This is a genomic window from Rhizobium herbae (assembly GCF_017873135.1).
Taxonomy (GTDB): Bacteria; Pseudomonadota; Alphaproteobacteria; order Rhizobiales; family Rhizobiaceae; genus Pararhizobium; species Pararhizobium herbae.
In genome coordinates this window covers 26,386-45,915 of record NZ_JAGGJV010000015.1, presented here as the reverse complement: position 1 = coordinate 45,915, position 19,530 = coordinate 26,386, and the positions used below count along the sequence as shown (strand labels likewise).

The following is a 19,530-nucleotide window of genomic DNA, read 5'->3' as shown; positions in this document are numbered from 1 at the left end:
TGGGCTACCGGCATTATTCAGGTGCAGTTTTTGCCGAGACGGCTGAACAGATCGACCACGATGCCGGGGGCGGCAGCATCGAAAAATTTCGAAACGATGGTGCCAATGGCGATTGGATATCGGCCAGGCCGCATGATGTCTGACCTTCCATCCTAACTCAAAGGGTTAGCGGCCCGCTGATGAGATGCATCTCTTGCTTTGACACATTCCTCTTCAAATGAGAACTAATAGAGAACAGTATGGAGACTCACTGCCGATGATTCGCTATTCCCGCTATATTGAACCCGACGTACCACAGCCACGGGCAGTCCCAAAATCCCCGAGCCCGAAACCACGTACCTTTGTCGTGCCACCGGTGCAGGCTGCGACGGTGTCGGCACCTACATCTCCGAAAACCGAAATACCGCAGCCGGCTGTCGAGACCTTGTTAACGGGCGTCGAGCAACTCGAACTGGCGGCGCTCGACAGCCCGCCGCCGAAAGCCAAGAAAGGTAAGCCCGCCCCCCGCAAGCCTAAAATGCCACCAGCTGATAGCAGCACGGCGCCGGCATTGCCTTTACTCACACAGTTCGAAATTTAAGCGCGGGCCGCGTTAACCAACATCTAAAGCACTGCCTGCCGCAATAGCGAGAGTCGTTTCCCGGTGCGGTGCGGCAGGCGGGCGCTTTAACCGATGCGGGGCCGCCGAGAGCCACCATCCTATGTGAGGACTAAGCCGCCTCCCAAACTTGGTTCAGGATTTTCGCTGCCAAGGCTACCTTGTTCTGCGGTAGGAAACGATCATAGTGCTACTGATTGTCAATCGTGTGGAATATTGGGTCTGACTCACATTTGATGATTTCGAGGTCGAAACTGGTGCAGCTATCAAAAAGGATTCAGCACCATGGCGACCAAATTTCGTCTGTCGTCCCTGATCCCGGCCGGATTGATTGTTGAGCGTTCCGACGAGAGCGACGGGGTTATCACTGTTTCAGCGCGGGCAGCCACCGATCAGCGTTCCTGTCCTTTATGCAACCGTATGTCGGATCGTATTCATAGCCGTTACGTTCGGATAATTGCCGATTTGCCCTGTGCCCCAACGCGGCAGGGTTTCGGAACCACGCTGATCAAGCGCTCCTTCAAGTTAGCCCGAATTCGCCAGCGTTTCGTTTCAATGCATGACCCGTCGCCAACCTTTTTAACATTCTAAGCAACAAGACCTCATTAGACCATCATCGCGAACTGACAACCGAAACCATGCAGATGTGGAACGAAATCGCACGCCTGCAAACCGCATAAGTGGAAGCCGCGCACAACATTTTTGACCGATGTCGGTTAAATTTACAGTGCCCTCTGCTTTGATGCACAATATGCAAGTAGAGACAAGGAATGAGCGAGTTACGGCGCAATTTCTAACTAGAAAATCTCTATTGCCGGACGACTATCACCTTTGATATAAAGCACCCTGAGTTTGGACTTACACACGTTTATAATTTTCTTGCGGCGCACTTTCTCATCCGGAAAAGATGTTGCGGGCTAGGTGGCATACTCGAAGCTCCCAATGTCACCCGGTTGACACCCATGTGTTCGCGTCATGCTCTATATCCGGTAAGTAGCGCCACGACATGCATGCGTTTGTCGTGTGTATAGTTTAAGATGCCACGCTCGCGATGCCTACCGTAACGCCGTCATTTGCTCTGCAGTTCTGCCGCAATCAATCCGATTCCGATCGATCATATCAGTTCAGGAGTGTTACAAATGGCCATCACCAAAAGCTTTTCATTCAGTTTCGTCGAAAACATCGATCCTTTCTCCATTACGGGGCGTGCTGACGCCACCAGCCTTTCCGACGGCGGTATCGCCGTCGTCGGCGATCATATAGGGCACACCGACCTCACGACCTTCGAGGCTGACGGAGACATTGCGGGAAGCGCGTCCGTCATCACCGGCGTCGACTCGGCTGTGACTCAGCTCAGCAATGGAAACATCGTCATACTCTCGGACATCGGCACCGACATGTCATTCCGCATTGTTACGACTACGGGTGCGACCGTGCGAGCCGACACCAGCATCGGCGAGAGCGGAGGCGATGTCTTGGATCCGGAAGTGGAGGCCCTGACCGGCGGCGGTTTCGTCGTCGCCATCCAGGATTTCTTCAGCGGAACCGACAACGACATCGACCTCCGGATTTACGACAGCGCCGGCAACCTGATCATGAACTTCGCGGTCGACAGCAGTGGTGCGAATGATCAGAACCCGAGCGTCGCCGGACTTGTCGACGGTGGCTTCGCCGTTGCCTGGCACCGGAACATCGGCTCTGAAAGCGAGATGTGGTATGCTGTCTATAACGCCGACGGCACCGTGCGGAAGGCACCGGCGCTGCTTGACACGGCCGGTACCGTGAACCGCAATGCCAGTGTGGTTGCGCTCGACAATGGCGGATTCGCTATCGCATACGAAGATAATGGCTGGTCCGGTACCGATATCGACATCACGCTCGCGCGCTTCGACTCCGCCGGCACATTCGTCGACTGGGACGACATCACGCAGAATACCTCGAACGACACCGGGCCATCAGCCACCGTGCTTTCGAACGGCATGATCTCCATCGGCTACACCAACGACACCTTCCCCGACACCGACACGAGAGTCACGCTTGTCGATCAGAACACCGGCGAGGCTCTTACAACTTCGACGGTCGGCGGTTCGCTCGACAACGAATCGGAGATCACGATCGCCGCCATGAACAACGGCCAGATCGGGACGTTCCACACCGATTCGACCACCGGCGACGTCGTCGGCTCGATCCGGCAGGCCACCCGCTTCTCGAACAGCGATGGCGCAAGTGACACCATTGTGGTCGACAGCCTGCGCGACGTCGCTTCGGGCAATGACGGCGACGACACGTTCCAGGGCGGCGCGCTGGATGCGTTCACCAGCGATTCGATCGACGGCGGTGCGGGCAGCGACCGCATCCTGGCGACCGGCGACATCAGCCTCGTCGACACGACGCTGACCTCGATCGAGGAGATCGAGATATTGTTCCCGAACACGGCGACCAGCGTGACGATCCGCGCCGACCAGGTCGGGGCGGGCCTCGCAGCCAATTTGGTCGTCGATTTCAGCCTCAACGCAAGCCCGGACAAGTTCCGCGTCGAGATGCTGACCGCGACCTCCGTTGACCTGTCGCAGTTCCAAATTCAAGACTTCAATCCGAGCGTCGGCGAGGCGGACCGGCTGATCATCCTCGGTGACAACGACGATGAATTGATGCGCGGCACTTCCGTGCGGGACGAACTCTACGGCACGGGCGGCAACGACCTGCTGGACGGTGGCGGGGGCGGAGACTATCTGTCCGGTGGTACCGGCTCCGATCGGGTGACTTATACCAACGCGGCAGCCGGCGTCATCGTCGACCTCTCCAGCCCGGCGGGCAATGCCGGTGAAGCGGCAGGCGATACCTACAATTCGATCGAGAACCTTACCGGTTCGGCCTTCGACGATACGCTGACCGGTACGAACGGCACCAACAGCATGCTCGGCGGGAACGGCGATGACAGAATGGCCGGCTTGAACGGGAGCGACAACCTGTTCGGCAACGACGGAAATGACGTGCTGCTTGGCGGAGCAGGGGCGGATGACCTCTCAGGTGGTGCAGGAAGCGACCGTGCATCCTACGAGACTGCGGCCGCGGCCGTCATCGCAAGCCTCTCCAGTCCTGCGGGTAATACCGGTGATGCTGACGGTGACACCTACAATTCCGTCGAGAACCTGACTGGCTCGGCCTTCGACGATACGCTGACGGGCAACAACGGCACCAACAGTATCCTGGGGGGCGATGGCGATGATACGCTCACCGGCCTTAGCGGGGACGACAATCTATTCGGAAACGACGGTAATGACCTTCTAATCGGCGGAATCGGCGCTGATGACCTTGCCGGCGGCGCAGGCAGCGACCGCGCGTCCTATGCGACGGCGGTCGCAGGCATCATCGCGGCCCTATTGAGCCCGGCAACCAACACCGGCGAGGCGGCGGGCGATACTTTCACATCTGTGGAAAATCTCACTGGCTCCGGCTTCGATGACAAACTGACCGGCACCAACAGTGCCAACAGCATCATCGGCGGCGATGGTGACGATACCATCATAGGACTTGGTGGAGACGACAATCTGTTCGGGCAGGACGGCAATGACATCTTGAACGGGGGTGCTGGCGCGGACGCCTTGTCCGGCGGCGCGGGGACGGATCGTGCGTCCTATGAGACAGCCGGAGCAGGGCTGGTCGCAAACCTGACGAGCCCGGCCAGCAACACCGGCGATGCGGACGGCGACACCTATTCCTCGATCGAAAACCTGACCGGCTCGGCTTTCAACGATAGTTTGACCGGCAACAGCGGGGCCAACAGCATCATCGGTGGCGACGGCAACGACACCATCTTCGGCCTCGGTGGCAATGACAATCTGTTCGGACAAGATGGAAACGACAACCTGATCGGAGGCACCGGTGCCGATGCACTGTCGGGCGGTGACGGAACTGACAGGGCCTCCTACCAGACGGCTACATCAGGCGTGATCGCAAGCCTTACAACACCGGCCAGCAATACTGGTGACGCCGACGGCGACACGTATTCATCGATCGAAAACCTGACCGGCTCGGCCTTCAACGATACGCTGACTGCCAACAGCGCCGATAACGTTCTGATCGGCGGCGATGGCAACGATACGCTCAATGGCCGGGCGGGAAGCGATACGATCACGGGTGGAAACGGTAACGACAATTTCCTGTTCGACACGGCACTCGGAGCAAGCAACGTCGACGGCATAACCGACTTCAGTTTCGTCAACGATACAATCCGGCTGGACAACGCCATCTTTAACGCGATCATAGGCGTTGGAGTGCTCAGCGCCTCGCAGTTTGTCGCCAATACGAGCGGCACTTCTGCCGATGCCAGCGATCGCATTATCTATGAGACCGATACGGGCGAACTGTACTACGATTCCAACGGCACCTCAGCCGGTGGATCACTACTGTTCGCAACCCTCTCGCCCGGCCTCGGCATCAGCAACACGGACTTTTTTATCGCCTGAGGAACACTTGAAGTCATGAAAAAAATCAAAGCCGCCGTCAACCTCTTCCAAATCATGGTACTTGAGCGAGCCAGGAAGCGCTGGGATTTCTTGGTAATTTGATTCTCGGTCCAAGGCCTGGCTCGGCTTCCGGGCCTGTTCGCATGAGCAAAACTAGCGGTTGGCTTTCCTGAGCTTCTAGGTTGGCGTGGGTCATTGTCTCCCGCCTCACGAAATGAGCATTGCCAGCCGGGGCGCAGTATCCGTACGCGGTGTTTTGACCCCACCTACCAGCAGCACCGCCCCCGCTGATTTTCGTGCCGATCTGCAAGAGCCGGGTTTGTACCCTTCGCGATCGGCAAAGGCAGTAAAGCTATCTTGCCGCTCCACCGGGAAGGTGCACGGCGAACGTGGGCAGCCCGGTCCAAGGTATCCCCACGGTGACGGCCGTCTTGACGTTTGTCGGCATTTTGTTCGTCATCGCTTTCGCATTCGTCATCGCGATGTATGGCTTCTAAGTCTCTGACACAGGTTCCAAGTTCAGGGTCGGTCACAAATGTCGAATAGAAATTGAACAACGGGGTCAGTGGTTCAGTTCCCATCAAGGCGATCCATTCGCATGGCTCTTTCACGTTCAGGTTCTAGTCAGCAAAGCTAATTAGGCGTCACTGACAACTTCAAGTGATAAGGTTAAACTCATGAGCGTCTTCCAATCTTCGATCGCTGCACTTGCTGTCATTTGTCTTGGATCGCCTGTATTTGCGGCAAACACGGTCAAAATCACTGAGGGCGGTGAAGGCGGCGGCCCGATGACGCTGTCGGTGGACCAATCGACGATTAAAGCCGGCGAGACAACTTTCCTGGTTCACATCGACGCGCTGAGCGAAGAGCACGAGATGGTGCTTGTGAAAATGAAATCAGCAGATCAAAAGATTGCGGTCGAAGCCGCCAAGGACCGGGTCAACGAAAAGAAGCTGAACAGTATGGGCGAAGTTTCCGAGCTGAAACCCGGCGCGGATGGAGAGCTGAAAGCCAAGCTTGTGCCCGGCTCCTATGTCCTTCTCTGCAATATCAAGGGCCATTTCCAGGCCGGCATGCATGCCATGCTTACGGTTACCAAGTAAGCGTGCCATCATTAGTGTTGATGGCTTTCCAGAAAGCCATGCCGCTTCCTTTGCTCTGATCGCCTACGCCTCGTCCTATATCAAATGCCACTATCCGGATGTGTTCTGTGCCGCCCTCATCAATGCGCAACCGATGGGGTTCTACGCGCCGGCCCAGATCGTCACGGATGCCCGCGTGCACGGTGTTACAATCCGGCCAGTCTGCATCAACCGTTCGCGATGGGACTGCACGCTGGAAGAGATCAAGGGAACCGACAGTCATGCCGTGCGCCTCGGAATGCGTCTGGTCAGAGGCCTACCCGAACAGGATGCGGCAAAAATCGCGGTGGCGCGCGGCGACGAGCCCTTCGCTTCCATCGACGATATGTGGCGCCGCGCCGGCGTGTCATCGGCCTCCTTGGTCAAGTTGGCCGAAGCCGATGCGTTCCGGCCTTCTCTCAAACTTGAAAGACGCGATGCGCTCTGGGCGATCAAAGCCTTGCGCGACGAACCGCTTCCACTATTCGCTGCGGCTGCCGATCGCGAGCGGGCGGTCATTGCCGAACAGCAAGAGCCGGACGTGGCACTTCGGCAGATGACCGAGGGCGCCAATGTCGTCGAGGACTATGGCCATACCGGCGTGACGTTGCGAGCCCATCCGGTGAGCTTCCTGCGCGAGGATCTCATTCTGCGAAATATCGTCACCTGCGCCGAGGCAACCTCGGCCCGCGATGGTCGCTGGCTGATGACTTCAGGCCTTGTTCTGGTCCGTCAGAAGCCAGGTAGCGCCAAGGGCGTCATGTTCATGACGATCGAGGATGAGACAGGCGTTGCCAACATTGTCGTCTGGCCGAGCCTGTTCGAAAAGCAGCGCCGCGTCGTGCTCGGATCCTCAATGATGGCGATCAACGGCAAGATCCAGCGCGAAGGGGGCGTCGTGCATCTAGTGGCGCAACGGATGTTCGATCTGACCACCGATCTGGCAAGCCTGGGCGAGCGGGATGGTTTCCGTCTGCCGTCAGGACGGGGCGACGAGTTCGCGCATGGATCGCCGGGCAGCCCCGATAGACGCGAGCGGCCACCGGCGGGGGTCAAGCCTCGGGACATCTACGTGAGGTTATGCCGAATTCGGCATAAAGGTATTTATCCCGAGCCCGAGACTATGCCGAGCCAGTTCCCTAAAGCCCGCGAATTCCGATAGGTCTGGATGGCAAGCTCGGCATAAAACCTTGATCTGCGCTCGGCTGGATTGCGCCAACAGCGGTCATTCTGCTTGCCAACTGCAGACGATGCGGAAACGCTCTGACCGCCTGCGCTCATGCTTTAAGGCAAGGCGTTGAGTGTCAACCTGGACATTCCGCACCTGTTTGCAGCCATGCGGTGATCAAGGCGGCAAAGGTTTCTTGAGAACCCGGCGGGGCGGGGCGACCGTCCCCCGGATGCCACGCCCACCCTACGAGGTGATCGGTTCCCATGTGCTTGATGAGATCGGCGTGGCTCCGGTTGCCGTTTCTGCTCGTATCTTTGACCTGTCGGCATATTTCCCCCACCGTCAGGCCTTGCCAAGCCATGCTTGCCGGGGCGAGCTGCCAGTGGGCATTCCCAGGGATGGATTTGAGGCGGCTGCCGACGATCTGCCTATTCTCGGGGCCGTGACATGTGCTGCAGACGAGCCCGGCGGGTCCGAATGATGAATCTTTGGCTACCATCAGAGGGGCATGGGGATGCATGTCTTCGCCCTGGGTCGGGCTTCGGGTCGCGGGATGGCAGTTTATGCACCGCGGATGAGTGATCACGCGGCTGGCCTCCTCGAATATGGCCTTCGAGCGCTCGCTGGTATCGGCAATCGCATCGAAATTCGAGACGGCCTTGAGCTGAGTGCCGCCGGATGTTTCGGCGTAGCCACGGATCGAACCGAAGCCCGCAACGATGCCGAAGGATACGACAGCAAGCAACATGAGGTATGATCGCCTGGACATCTTAGACCCTCCGCAGACCCGACTGGTCGATCGGCAGTGTTCTCAGTCGCTTTCCGGTCGCAGCGAAGATCGCGTTGAACAGTGACGGCCCAACGCCCGGCGTGCCGACCTCTCCTATCCCGCCCGGCTTCTCGGAACTGGAGACGATATGGACGTCGATCTTGGGTGCCTCGTGAATGCGCAGGACAGGCGAGTCGTCGAAGTTGCCTTCCACCACTGCTCCGTCTCTGACCGTGATGCGGCCGTAAAGGGCCGCGCTGAGGCCGTAGACGATACCGCTCTGTATCTGTGCCTCAACGGTGTCGGGATTGATTACCTGCCCGCAATCGACGATACAGACGATGCGCTCGGTCTTGAGGCTGCCGTCCTCCCCGATGCTGACCTCGGAAATGGTGGCGGAGAAACTGCCGAAGTCATCCAGCAGGGCGATACCCCTTCCTTTGCCTTTGGGAAGTGGCGTCGTCCACGCCACCTTTTCGGCAGCGAGATCGAGAACGGCAAGGAGCCTCGGTTTGCCTTTCAGAAGGCGGCGGCGGTATTCCAAGGGATCGATGCCCGCTACGTGCGCGAGTTCGTCAATTCCTCCTTCGATCGCGGGCACGTTTCGGGTCGCGCCCACTCCCCGCCAGTTCCCGGTCAACATGCCATCAGGTGCTTCGTGCCTGGCGAAATCTGTGAATTTATTTGGGATCGAGTACGGGGATTCCGCGCCAGCCATGCTGTCCAGGTCGATGCCATCCTTCGTGAAGGCAGGAAACCATCTAGCCATCACAGACGGACCGATCACCCGGTGACGCCACGACAGCGGCATTCCGTCTGGCCCCAGCGTGGCCGTCACCTTGCTATAGTTGAGATAGCGGTAGCAATCATGACGGACGTCTTCTTCGCGGCTCCACGTGACCTTGACCGGGCCTTCAACCTGCTTTGCGATCTTCGCGGCAAGGATCACCCCGTCGACATCGAGCCTGCGCCCAAAGCCTCCGCCCAGCAGATGATTGTGAACCACAACCTTCTCGACAGGTAGGCCCGTGACATCCGCAACGGCCTTCCTTGTCCGCCCCATGACCTGGGTTCCCACCCATACGTCGCACCCGTCGGCGCGAACGTGCAGCGTACAGTTCATCGGCTCCATCGCGGTGTGGGCGAGGATCGGAAGGCGGTAGACGAACTCGTGGACTGGACCGTGTTCGGCCTCCGCTTTATTGACATCCCCTTCGTTGATATAGGCGAGGGCCTGTCCGTTAACGGCGCCTTCCATCCGCGCCTCAAGATCGTCGATCGTCAGATTGCCGTCAGCTCCCTTCTCCCATTCGATGGCGAGGGCTGCCAGTCCCTTGCGTGCGGCACCCGTGTTGTCGGCGACGACCGCAACTGCATCTTCAATCGTGACGACTTGTCTGACGCCCTTGACGGCAATCGCTGGCCCGTCTTCGACCCTGCCCAACTTGCCGCCGAAGTGGGGACAGATCGCTATGGCCGCGTACAACACGCCCTCGGGCCTCGCGTCGATGCCGAATTTCGCCGACCCATTGACCTTGTCCGGACTGTCCAGACGGCGGACCGGCTTGCCTATAACATTGAAGCTGGATGCGTCCTTCAACGGCACATCTTGAGGAACCGGGATCGCTGCAGCCGACTGTATGAGTTTTCCATACGCAACTCGTCTGCCACTTGCCTCGTGAACGACATGACCGGCATCCGCCTTGCATGTATCCGGAGGGACATCCCAATCCTTGGCAGCGCCGTGCACGAGCATTGTCCGCGCGCTCGCGCCAGCGTTTCGCATTTGGTCATAGACCGCGCGGATAGCGAAGGAACCTCCAGTTATCTGGTCGCCCAGGAGGGGGTTCGAATATAGAGACGGATCGGCCGGGGCATGTTCAACTGTCACCTGGTCGATAGGGACTTCGAGTTCCTCAGCAAGGAGCTGGGCCACCGCAGTATAAATGCCCTGTCCCATTTCCACCGAAGGCATCACGAGGACAATCTTTCCCTCGGCAGGAACACGGATGAACGCGTTAGGCTCGAAATCGCCTGGTGGCGTGTCGGCTGCTCGGGACGGGACCGCGCCGATTACAAGACCTGCTCCGGTCAGGGCCGCTCCGATTAGGAAGTGACGTCGAGGAAGGCGAAACTCGATCTGATCGCGGATGGACATCTCATCACCTCGCCTCTGCTGCAAGCTTGATGGCCGCCCGAATGCGGGGATACGTACCGCAACGACAGATGTTCCCGGCCATGACGGCATCGATGTCCTCGTCCGCAGGCGATGGGTTGGCTGCAAGGAGCGCGGTCGCGGACATGATCTGCCCTGACTGACAGTAACCGCATTGCACGACGTCGATGTCGAGCCACGCCTTCTGCACCCGCGCGCCCGCCTCGGTTTCGCCGATCGCCTCGATCGTCGTGATCTGTTTCGAAACCGCTTCAGCAACGGGCAATACGCATGATCTCATCGGCACGCCGTCGATATGTACGGTGCATGCACCGCACATCGCGATCCCGCAACCGAACTTCGTGCCCGTGAGACCTATGCTGTCTCGTATGACCCATAAGAGAGGAATATCGCCGTCAACATCGACGGCATGCTTCACGCCGTTCACCACGAGATCGTATGACATGTGAGCTTCGGCTGAAAGCCGCCCCCAACGAACATCTAGTGCGGGCTGAAAATATCAAACCTTCACCTGTGTGGCAACATAGTCAAACTGGGCTATAGCCTACCAAGGTCACTCCACGGCGACCACCGCCTTATACATTGAGAGGCCGGAGCATCTGGTATGATGCTCCGGCCTCGTTTGTCATTGGGGTGGAGCAACACCGCAATGGCTGCGCGCAAAGCGGTTGGGCTTGACTCCAGCGCTACGCGTAGCAGGGTTCTTCTTTGATCATGCGTGCATTGGACCCTTGTGGCGTCCGCTTCGGGCCGATATTGTTGAAAACCCGGCGAAATGCGCCCGGGTGCGTGTCTCGGGGATGGCCGGGAATATATTTTGCACCGCCGCCCCGATGAAAATTGAAGTGCGCCATTTCGAGCATTTGGGCGAATGGCCGCAAAACCATTTCAAGAGTGATCGGTGCGGCGAGGGCTGAGCGAGTTTTTCAAGAGTATCCGCCAAAAGGCGACTATCGCATCATTCAACCGCGTGTGAACTCGGCCGCCAGAGCACCGAATTCTCCTATGGGCTATAGGCATAGACGTTTCCGCTGGGCCTGCTGTGGCAGAGGTTGGATATTATGCCGAGCTTAGCATCCAGACTTACTGGAAATTCCGTGGCTTTGGGAAGGGGCTCGGCATAGTCTCGGGATCGGGATAAATTCCCGACCTGCACGTCGACGCGCTGAAGATCAAAAGCCGGGATTTTCAGTGAGTTCGGTGGGAGGCTACAGAGGAGATGCGGTCAAAAGCAAGGCAACAGGGACACTGAGCGCTGACGCGGTCAATGCCCACGCAGAAGCTAACTTGATCAGGCGCAATTTTCGCGCGCGGCCTTCGTCCCACTCATATGCCATGCTCAGTTCTCCGAGCGATAATGAAGCATTCCGAGGGATTTGAGTCGAGTCGAGAAAAGGGGGCGGGACAGGTTCATAACCCATCAGGGCGTCTGGTCTATCGACATGCTTTTGCCCCATGACGGATGTCCGACATTCATCGGTACGGCGGTAAGCCCGAACACTTTGCGGCAAGTGCAGATACGACGGCGGGCGTTACAAAAGCCAAGATAGACGATGGCAGCTAGCCGATGTCGAAGTAGTCGAGCAGCAAACCACCGAGAATACCGCCGCCGGCGATGGCCAGATTTCAGGCCGTCACGATCATCGACTGGGCCGCGTCTGAAGCTTGCCGTGCGGCATTCGCAGCCCCAGATGCCGAGCATATACGAGCGTGGCGACGCGGGCATCTGTGGGTGAAGCGGGAGACGATCGACCCGTCAGCCCGCAGCGAGTTTTGAGATGGCGTTGACGTCCACGTAATCGCGCCAGGCAACGATACGATCACCTTCGATTTCGTAGATGCCCATCAGGGTCACCCGGCCGATCTCGCTCCCGTCAGCGCGCTCAAAAATATCCAGCCGCTCTGTGAGGACCCGGTTGCCATCCGCTGCGATGGCGAGCATCTCAATGTGAACCGTCGCGATACCCATGGATTTTTCAAGCTCGTCGATCATCCCGATGGCTTCATCGATGCCGGTCGTGGATGAAATCCCGACATTGGTCCAAACCGTCTGTGGTGTGAACCACCGCCTGATGGCAGGCCTACCGCCATCCTCGACGAAGCTGTTGCAAAACTCAGATACGATCTCTAGCGGGGTAGGCATTTCAATAATCCTTTTTTGAGTATGGGCTGTCGGTTATCGATCAGTCTGTTGTTGTCCGGCATTAGATCCAGGTCGGCGCGAATTCTTCGGCATAGCGCTCGCCGAAACCGCCTTCAGGCAGGATTTCCTTGATCTTGGCCAAGTCTTCCGCCGTCAGCACCAGATCGGCGGCACCGACGTTTTCCGCGACGCGCTCCGCTTTGCGCGAGCCCGGGATCGGCACGATGTCGTTGCCCTGAGCGAGCAACCAAGCGAGCGCCAATTGCGAAACGGTGGCGTCCTTCGACGTAGCAAGCTCTTTCAACTGGCGGACGGCTTCGACATTCTTCTCGAAATTGCCGGGCTGCCAGCGCGGATCGCCACGGCGCATATCACTCTCTTCGAGTTCGGCGGCAGGTTTGACCGCACCTGTCAGAAAGCCACGGCCAAGCGGCGAGTACGGGACGAAGCCAATACCGAGCTCGCGAATGATCGGAAACAGGACTTCCACGTCGCGCTCAAACACCGAATACTCGGTTTGAAGCATCGCCACTTCCTGCACGGCATGAGCCTTGCGGATCGTCTGGGGACCAGCTTCACTTAGTCCGAAATGCTTGACCTTGCCCTCGGCGATCAGGTCCTTGACCGTGCCGGCCACATCTTCGATCGGCACGTTCGGATCAACCCGGTGCTGGTAGAGCACATCGATATGATCGACACCCAGATAGCGCAGGCTGTTTTCGGTCACTTCGCGAATGTGCGCGGGCCGGCTGTCAGCCTCCCATGAGGGGGTAAAGCCGAACTTGGTTGCCAACACCACGTCATCGCGGAAGCCTTTGACCGCGCGGCCGATGAACTTCTCGTTGTCACCCCAGCCATAAAGTTCAGCGGTATCAAAGAATGTTACGCCGAGATCATAGGCCCGACGGATTGTTGCCAGCCCGGCCTCTTCGTCGGCAGAGCCGTAAGCCAGATGAAAGCCCATGGCGCCGTAACCAATGGCAGAGACTTCCGGACCGTTGGTGCCCAGTTTACGTTTTTGCATGAACTTACCTTCCGTTGTGTGAAAGGAATCTGGGTCATCGCCAGGATTTTGGCCATGCCTGATGGTCCTGAAAAATTGCCTGATCCCGCCGGTGGGTTGATCTTTTCAGGCAATTGGCCTCTGATGAGACATGGACAAACTCGATGAAATCCGCGCTCTGGCGACCCGTCATGCTGGTGTCAAACATCCCGGCATGTCGCGATTGAGTATCTTTAGCATCACGGAGCCGACCGAATTGAATGCCTTGGTTTACAACCCGATGGCGTTCATCGTGCTGCAGGGAACCAAGCGGACGTTTATCGGCGATCAGGTGTTCGAGTACGGCCCCGGACAGACCATGGTCGTCGCTGCGGAAATCACTGCGATGGGTCAGATCATAGAGGCATCGCCGGACAAGCCGTTCTTGGCGATCAACCTCGATCTCGATCCAGCAGTGATCATGAACGTGGTGCTCTACCTGTCCGAGACCCCGGAGCTTCAGATGCAGCCGGGCTTCGCCTTCAGCATGGCCAATGCCGAGCTGATCGGCGCTTGGCAAAGACTGCTGGCAATGTATGAGCGCCCAAAGGAAATCCCTGTCATGGCACTCCATTTGGAGCATGAACTGATGTTTCGGCTGATGTTGAGCCCGCACGCCGAGATGCTGCGCCAGATCGCGGGCGTCGATTCCCGATTATCTCATATTCGGCAGGCCATGGCGTGGATCCGTGAGCATTATACGGAGCAACTCAGCATTGAGGACATGGCTGCCGTAGCTGGTATGAGCGAGTCCGTCTTTCACCGGCGCTTCAAGGCGGTGACGGCTGTAAGTCCGCTGCAATATCAAAAGCACATCCGGCTGCAGGAAGCCCGCCGCCGCATGGTTTCGAAGGAAGCCGATGCGGCTTCTGTGTCGTTCGCCGTCGGCTATAAGAGCACGTCGCAATTCAGCAGGGAATACAAGCGCCTTTTTGGCGAGCCTCCACGTCGTGACGCCGTGTTGGTGAAAGCGATCGCCGAAAAGGGTTCGAAGTAGGCTTAGGGGCATCTCGTCTCTGAGACACAAATTCCTGAAGCAGTTTTAGCCTTGAGCGATATCTGCGCCGCAATCGGCACCATCTCTATATCCATGATAAAGGACAATATCATGGATATTCAACGGTCGGCGACGGGTCGATGGTTCGTATCCGTTCAAGAGCTTCAGCCCGCCCTCTTCGCTACGGCGCAGATTGAACGGACGAAACCGGACGGTTTTGAACCGCCAAGCCTTGCGTCACGTCTAGGGCCTGCCGTTCGAGCAGCCGGCGGTAGATATCGTTGTTACGGCGAACGGGGGCTTGGGGGGCCCTCCTCGACGATCTTGCCTTTATCGAAGACGAGCAGGCGATCGAGTGCGCGCACAGGCAGCTACCAAGCGTCAGGAAATAGCGCTTTGTGAGTCTGATGGTGGGCTGGCTCCGGCTACTCCACCAGGGCCGCCGCCGTGTCTTCGAAACTTTCGGCGGGCATCGGCCGGAAACGACGGGTCCTTCTAGTGCAGGATAACGAGCTTATCCGGGTGTTAGAGGCCGACATGCTGACGGAACTCGGCTGCGAGGTGCTGGAAGCCGGATCGGTGGAGGAGAGCCCTCCCGCTGCTCGAACTTGGGCGCGTCGATGTTCTAGTTTCAGATCTCGGGCTTCCCGGAATGTCTGATGTCAACGCCTCTCCAAGTTCTGCATTTTGCTGTCGCCTGGTTCGGTTGGTGGCGCCGGAGGTTTCAAGCACTGCTCCGCGACCGGGCCAGGATCTCACGACATTCTACGACAAGCTTTTCCACCTCATGCGAGCGGGGGGTCCGTGTCCCATACTTGGAGGGTTCGCGAAACGAGGGAAGCGGATTGAAGACGCCATGACTGGAGAAGATGTGATCCATGTCGAGGGACAAGAAAATGACAGCCTTGATCGCCCGAGCGCATCCGTCCTGGATCGCCTCCTCCTTCTGATTAAGCGCCGTCCACTTCTTCAGCTTGTCGGCTTCATCGAAAGGCATTGGCACTGATCTGTAGTGGACAAGGGAATTCCTCAGCACCACAAGTGTTCGCAGATGGTCGTGCGTCGCGAAGCCAGCAGGTATCTCTTGCTGGGCGACCAGTTTCGGGATGACCATCCACTTCGCGACCAGGTCGAGCTTGTCGAGATAGGTCTTGACATAATTGTCATCCAGATGCCACGCGGCGAAATCATAGATGGCCGCTTCGAGACACATGCCGCAGAACACAATGGTTGTTACAGCCGCGGTACTTGCTTCCCCATTCGCGAGGTCATACGGGTATTCTCGCTCGTGGCGTTCTTCTTCGTCAATTTCTTCCCCAACTGTTCCATCGAGGACCTTCTGCGCCTCGTCGCGCGCCTTCCGTTTCTCGAGAAAGTCAAGGTAGGAGCGTTCAGCAATGCTGAAGTAAAAGCTTTGCGAAACGCCCATGCGTGCGCCGCTTACTGGAATTGCTGTCGTTGATGCCATCCGAACCACTTCATCAATAAGGTTACATTTCAAGGAGCATAGTTTTCCCACGATATGCCAAAGGGGTGGGTCGGCGAGCAATCAGTCTGTCGGAACAGACCAGATTGGCTGGATCCGGTCCCAATGCTCCGGAGCCATCGAAATGTTGGTATCATTGGGCAGGTTGATCGAATGTGCCGGCGTAGAGCGCCTCGATCTGCTCAACCTCCGTATCGTTGAGTGCAGCGAACTCCTTTGTGCGCGCCCGCTGCGACAGGCGACCACGATTTTGGTCGAGAAATTTGTGCAGCAACTCGGCTTGGGCCATAGGCATGTCGACGACCTCCTGAACACCAGTCGCGAAAAGATCAAAGGCTTGGAGGAACCGGACTTCCTGCGGCAGATCATGATCCACGGTCTGTTCGACGCAATCGTAGAGGAAGGCGGCATGCTCAGTCGCGTCGAAGTACCGGTAGAACGAAGCGGTGTCGTTCAGCACTTCAACGTTACCAGCAGCGGTGGGGCGCCATTCGATGAAAGGCAACAAAGGCCCAGACCAGGATTCCAGCACAGCCCTGTACTGGTCTATGTTTCGCAGGATTGCTGCGCTGACGGGAAACACGAGACCAGGCGGGCTATAGGATGCTGTCGCGAGAGCATGATGGATCAGCCAGCGGTGAAGGCGGCCGTTCCCATCGACATACGGGTGGATGTAGACGAAGCCGAACGCCAGGCAAGCTGCAGCCACGACCGGATCCATCGCTCCTCGTGTCGCGCGATCGGAATAGGCGATGAGACCGCCGATCAAGCTTTCGAGGTCCTCATGTCTCGCGCTGATGTGATCGGGAATGGGCATGTTGGTGTCGCGGTCATGAACTCCGACGAAACCGCCCTCATCTCGGAGCCCGAGACGCACGAAACGAGCATCGCCGATGACGATCCGCTGAAGACGATCGAACTCCTCGACACTGAGCGCTCTCACGCCTGCCTGCGAAATAGCCTGTCCCCAACGCGCCGCTCTTTGCCCAGACGGCCGCTCCCCTTCAATAGCAAACGATGACTTCGAATCGTTGAGCAAGATGAACGCTGCGGCGCGCGCTATCAGATCGGGTCGGACCCGGCCCATCGCCTCGCGCGCCCGCACGCCAAGCGCCTTCTGCGAGAATGCGGCAAGAGCCTCTGTCTTTCGAACGAGCGGACAGAAATCTGCAGTGCCGGGAAGGTTGTTCAGGACCTTGTGCCGAGGCGATGGATCGCCCTCCGCCAGACCATATTGCTGATCCGGGTTGAGAACCGGGACCATTCGCACTTTGCCGGGATCTGGAATATCGAGCTGGATCCCCGTCAGCCATTCGTACAGAAACCAGATCCGTCGCGCAAAGGCGCCGGTTGGAGTCATCCGGATAATCGCCTCGATCGCCTCAGGGTGAGCTGCTCGAAAAAGTGCGGCCAGTACCTGAAGGTCGATGCCTTCATATTTGAAGGCAAAGACCAGCTGAGAGACCAGGGCCGGCTCCGGACGATGGCGAGGCGTGAGCATGAGCCACGCTTCGGTCGATCTGGGGTGATGCCGCTCCGAGATCGCGGCCATCCGCGACGGCGGGGGTACGATTAGGTCAAATGCCGCAATGATCGCAGCATATCCGGCCGGCTCGCCTCGCTCAGGCAAGGGTCTTCCGTGAAAGTCAACCACGCCCTGCGCAGGCCATTCACCCATAGGTCATCTCGCGAAATTGGATCACCGGATCTAGACCCCGTTGCGGGAAACCGTCACCGTCAGCGAAAACCTATCACCGTTGGCAAAACTTGTGAAATATATTCACGCGAGGACGAATCCCTGATGTCATCTGTCTGTCAGCACGTTCGTCCACAGATCGATTCCAAAACGAATGTCGGCAATGCGTATCCCTAATGTAGAGGCCCGACGATACCGGGCCTCCACCTTTCGGGAGCCATAGCCCACAGAGCGTTCTCCTAGAGGCCGCTCGCCCTCAGCATCGCGCCATCGCCAAATACACGGCTGTTCCTGCGCAGGATTTCCGTGGCCCGCCAGTCAGTGAGATTGGCCGCGAGAAAGGGAATGGCATCACCGAACCAGCAGCCGCGAGCAGAGATAGCAACCTGCGCGGCCGTGCGGACTTTTTCCTCGTGGTGATCCGTCAGGCTGCCGAATACGAAATGGGGCATCTCATCTTCCTAGACCACTAGGTGTCGCACGGTCTCCAACGCTAGGGTACTCAATAGGCTTTCGCGCCCTCGAAAGATTTCTGGTTGAGCGTCCCGACCGAAGGCCGTTAAACCTGGCCGGTGTCGCAGCGGCCGGGTTCCGGTCGTCTCTCGACTCGATCTAAGGGCAACCTCCATTTCTATGGAGCAGCACGGAATGGAGCGACAGTATCGGGTCTGCGCCTCCTCAAATGTCAAATAGTTCCATGGTATGGTCTTATGCCGCGACGGACGCCCTACATTCCACAAAGCACATATTTCCAATGACTTAGTGTGAACGGACCGCGTGTCGATGGTTCGATTCGGCTCAAGGCGGTCGATATTGCTTACACTCGGGGACTACATCGCTGCATCGCGTAGAATTCTCAAAGCGGACGGTAGCTTAATTCCGTAGCACGCATTCTCGTGGGGCTTTTTCCGAATGTCTGCGAAAAGGCGCGCGAGAAGTGGGAGGCGTTTTCGAAGCCGACTTCGAGGGCGACTTCGATTAGGGAGGCCTTGGTCCTGATGAGCAGTTGCTTGGCGCGTTCCATCCGCACCCGCCGGTAAACGAGGGCGGGGGAGCTCTTGGTTTCGCCCATGAACAAGCGCTCGAGTTGTCGCCTGGAAAGCCCGACCGATGCGGCAAGTTCCTCGATCGGCAGCCTTCCCTCGATATGCTGCTCCATCATGATCAGCACGGCCCTGATCCTTGGATCCTTACACTCGATGGAGAGCGGTTTACGGGTCTGGATGGCAAGGGCAGTTCGGGCCTTTTCGATGTGGAGAACCTCGAGCGCATTGCGCTCGGCTTCCTTGCTGATGTGGCGTCGCACGATCAACGCCGCCATGTCCGCAGCGCTGCTTCCGCCGGCGCAGGATCCCCTTGTCCGATCGAGGTTGAAGATTCGGTCGGACCGAACTTGATGGTCAGGGAAACGCTCGCGGAACGCATTGTAGTGCAACCAGCTGACGCATGTCCGGTGCTCCTTCATCAGGCCGATTTCGGCAAGGATGAAGGAGCCGGTGCAGACACCGATCAGCTTGACGCTCCTTGTCGATGCCTTCTTCAGGAAGTCGATCGTTTCCTGGTCGACGGAGGGCCCGTTGTTGAGCAGGCCGCCGACCACGACGATGTACTGGAACTGGCTCGGATCGATGAAGTCCGACGTCGGCGCGACCTTGACGCCGCAACTGGACGTTATCAGATGCCGCGTGCTGCCAAGCACCTCCCAGTCGGCCCGTACCCGGCCCGACCTGTCGAATTCGTCGCTCGCCAGCCGCAGCGTGTCGACGAAGAGGGCAAAGGCGGAGAGCGTGAACGATTTCGCGAGCACGAAACCGATCTTCAGTCGATCGACGGGCGTGCCTGTATCCGACGATTTCATCTCA

The 19,530-nt window shown here is 58.1% G+C and carries 13 protein-coding genes and 3 pseudogenes; 6 read left to right on the top strand and 10 right to left on the bottom strand.

Features of this window, described 5'->3' with window-relative positions; translation table 11 throughout:
• Nucleotides 1-256 precede the first annotated feature (256 nt).
• The 5 genes and pseudogenes from J2Z75_RS28515 to J2Z75_RS28495 form a co-directional block, all read left to right on the top strand.
• Nucleotides 257-580, top strand: a complete 324-nt coding sequence (locus J2Z75_RS28515) for a hypothetical protein (RefSeq protein WP_209857293.1) — start codon at nt 257-259, stop codon at nt 578-580.
• Nucleotides 581-883: 303 nt separating this feature from the next.
• Nucleotides 884-1,084: pseudogene (locus J2Z75_RS28510) on the top strand (ISL3 family transposase); the annotation flags it as partial.
• A 653-nt stretch (nt 1,085-1,737) separates the two neighbouring features.
• Nucleotides 1,738-5,067 carry a beta strand repeat-containing protein gene (locus tag J2Z75_RS28505; protein WP_209857291.1) on the top strand — a complete coding sequence of 1,110 codons (3,330 nt, stop codon included), beginning with the start codon at nt 1,738-1,740 and terminating at the stop codon, nt 5,065-5,067.
• A 677-nt stretch (nt 5,068-5,744) separates the two neighbouring features.
• Nucleotides 5,745-6,170 (top strand): plastocyanin/azurin family copper-binding protein, encoded by a 426-nt coding sequence (locus tag J2Z75_RS28500; RefSeq protein WP_209857289.1) that lies wholly within the window; start codon nt 5,745-5,747, stop codon nt 6,168-6,170.
• Between the two features lie 22 nt (nt 6,171-6,192).
• Nucleotides 6,193-7,350 (top strand): annotated as a pseudogene (locus J2Z75_RS28495) (helix-hairpin-helix domain-containing protein); the annotation flags it as partial.
• A gap of 142 nt (nt 7,351-7,492) precedes the next feature.
• Here the strand turns inward: J2Z75_RS28495 and J2Z75_RS28490 are convergent.
• The 5 genes from J2Z75_RS28490 to J2Z75_RS28470 form a co-directional block, all read right to left on the bottom strand.
• Complete coding sequence (locus J2Z75_RS28490; RefSeq protein ID WP_209857287.1) at nt 7,493-8,107, bottom strand: Isoquinoline 1-oxidoreductase subunit; 615 nt, start codon at nt 8,105-8,107, stop codon at nt 7,493-7,495.
• A gap of 22 nt (nt 8,108-8,129) precedes the next feature.
• Nucleotides 8,130-10,286, bottom strand: a complete 2,157-nt coding sequence (locus J2Z75_RS28485; RefSeq protein WP_209857285.1) for a xanthine dehydrogenase family protein molybdopterin-binding subunit — start codon at nt 10,284-10,286, stop codon at nt 8,130-8,132.
• Between the two features lie 4 nt (nt 10,287-10,290).
• Nucleotides 10,291-10,749, bottom strand: coding sequence for a (2Fe-2S)-binding protein (locus J2Z75_RS28480; RefSeq protein ID WP_209857283.1), 459 nt, complete (start codon nt 10,747-10,749; stop codon nt 10,291-10,293).
• Between the two features lie 1,311 nt (nt 10,750-12,060).
• Entirely contained in the window at nt 12,061-12,447 is a 387-nt protein-coding gene (locus tag J2Z75_RS28475) for a limonene-1,2-epoxide hydrolase (RefSeq protein WP_209857281.1), read from the bottom strand.
• Nucleotides 12,448-12,508: 61 nt separating this feature from the next.
• Nucleotides 12,509-13,471: an aldo/keto reductase gene (locus tag J2Z75_RS28470; RefSeq protein WP_209857279.1), complete on the bottom strand. Its 963-nt coding sequence runs from the start codon at nt 13,469-13,471 to the stop codon at nt 12,509-12,511.
• A gap of 130 nt (nt 13,472-13,601) precedes the next feature.
• Between J2Z75_RS28470 and J2Z75_RS28465 the strand changes: the two genes are divergently transcribed.
• Nucleotides 13,602-14,486, top strand: coding sequence for an AraC family transcriptional regulator (locus J2Z75_RS28465; RefSeq protein WP_209857277.1), 885 nt, complete (start codon nt 13,602-13,604; stop codon nt 14,484-14,486).
• A 181-nt stretch (nt 14,487-14,667) separates the two neighbouring features.
• Here the strand turns inward: J2Z75_RS28465 and J2Z75_RS28460 are convergent.
• The 5 genes and pseudogenes from J2Z75_RS28460 to J2Z75_RS28440 all read right to left on the bottom strand — a co-directional run.
• Nucleotides 14,668-14,851: pseudogene (locus J2Z75_RS28460) on the bottom strand (hypothetical protein); the annotation flags it as partial.
• A 359-nt stretch (nt 14,852-15,210) separates the two neighbouring features.
• Nucleotides 15,211-15,954: a hypothetical protein gene (locus J2Z75_RS28455; protein WP_209857275.1), complete on the bottom strand. Its 744-nt coding sequence runs from the start codon at nt 15,952-15,954 to the stop codon at nt 15,211-15,213.
• Between the two features lie 151 nt (nt 15,955-16,105).
• Nucleotides 16,106-17,650 (bottom strand): Fic family protein, encoded by a 1,545-nt coding sequence (locus tag J2Z75_RS28450; protein WP_209857273.1) that lies wholly within the window; start codon nt 17,648-17,650, stop codon nt 16,106-16,108.
• 257 nt (nt 17,651-17,907) lie between these two features.
• Complete coding sequence (locus J2Z75_RS28445; RefSeq protein ID WP_209857271.1) at nt 17,908-18,120, bottom strand: hypothetical protein; 213 nt, start codon at nt 18,118-18,120, stop codon at nt 17,908-17,910.
• Between the two features lie 404 nt (nt 18,121-18,524).
• Nucleotides 18,525-19,526 carry a GlxA family transcriptional regulator gene (locus J2Z75_RS28440; protein WP_209857269.1) on the bottom strand — a complete coding sequence of 334 codons (1,002 nt, stop codon included), beginning with the start codon at nt 19,524-19,526 and terminating at the stop codon, nt 18,525-18,527.
• Nucleotides 19,527-19,530 lie beyond the last annotated feature (4 nt).

What these genes read in the sequence shown, in the direction of transcription:
- J2Z75_RS28515 (WP_209857293.1), top strand. Translation starts at nt 257, where the DNA reads ATGATTCGCTATTCCCGCTATATTGAACCCGACGTACCACAGCCACGG.
- J2Z75_RS28505 (WP_209857291.1), top strand. Translation starts at nt 1,738, where the DNA reads ATGGCCATCACCAAAAGCTTTTCATTCAGTTTCGTCGAAAACATCGAT.
- J2Z75_RS28500 (WP_209857289.1), top strand. Translation starts at nt 5,745, where the DNA reads ATGAGCGTCTTCCAATCTTCGATCGCTGCACTTGCTGTCATTTGTCTT.
- J2Z75_RS28490 (WP_209857287.1), bottom strand. Translation starts at nt 8,107, where the DNA reads ATGTTGCTTGCTGTCGTATCCTTCGGCATCGTTGCGGGCTTCGGTTCG.
- J2Z75_RS28485 (WP_209857285.1), bottom strand. Translation starts at nt 10,286, where the DNA reads ATGTCCATCCGCGATCAGATCGAGTTTCGCCTTCCTCGACGTCACTTC.
- J2Z75_RS28480 (WP_209857283.1), bottom strand. Translation starts at nt 10,749, where the DNA reads ATGTCATACGATCTCGTGGTGAACGGCGTGAAGCATGCCGTCGATGTT.
- J2Z75_RS28475 (WP_209857281.1), bottom strand. Translation starts at nt 12,447, where the DNA reads ATGCCTACCCCGCTAGAGATCGTATCTGAGTTTTGCAACAGCTTCGTC.
- J2Z75_RS28470 (WP_209857279.1), bottom strand. Translation starts at nt 13,471, where the DNA reads ATGCAAAAACGTAAACTGGGCACCAACGGTCCGGAAGTCTCTGCCATT.
- J2Z75_RS28465 (WP_209857277.1), top strand. Translation starts at nt 13,602, where the DNA reads ATGGACAAACTCGATGAAATCCGCGCTCTGGCGACCCGTCATGCTGGT.
- J2Z75_RS28455 (WP_209857275.1), bottom strand. Translation starts at nt 15,954, where the DNA reads ATGGCATCAACGACAGCAATTCCAGTAAGCGGCGCACGCATGGGCGTT.
- J2Z75_RS28450 (WP_209857273.1), bottom strand. Translation starts at nt 17,650, where the DNA reads ATGGGTGAATGGCCTGCGCAGGGCGTGGTTGACTTTCACGGAAGACCC.
- J2Z75_RS28445 (WP_209857271.1), bottom strand. Translation starts at nt 18,120, where the DNA reads ATGCCCCATTTCGTATTCGGCAGCCTGACGGATCACCACGAGGAAAAA.
- J2Z75_RS28440 (WP_209857269.1), bottom strand. Translation starts at nt 19,526, where the DNA reads ATGAAATCGTCGGATACAGGCACGCCCGTCGATCGACTGAAGATCGGT.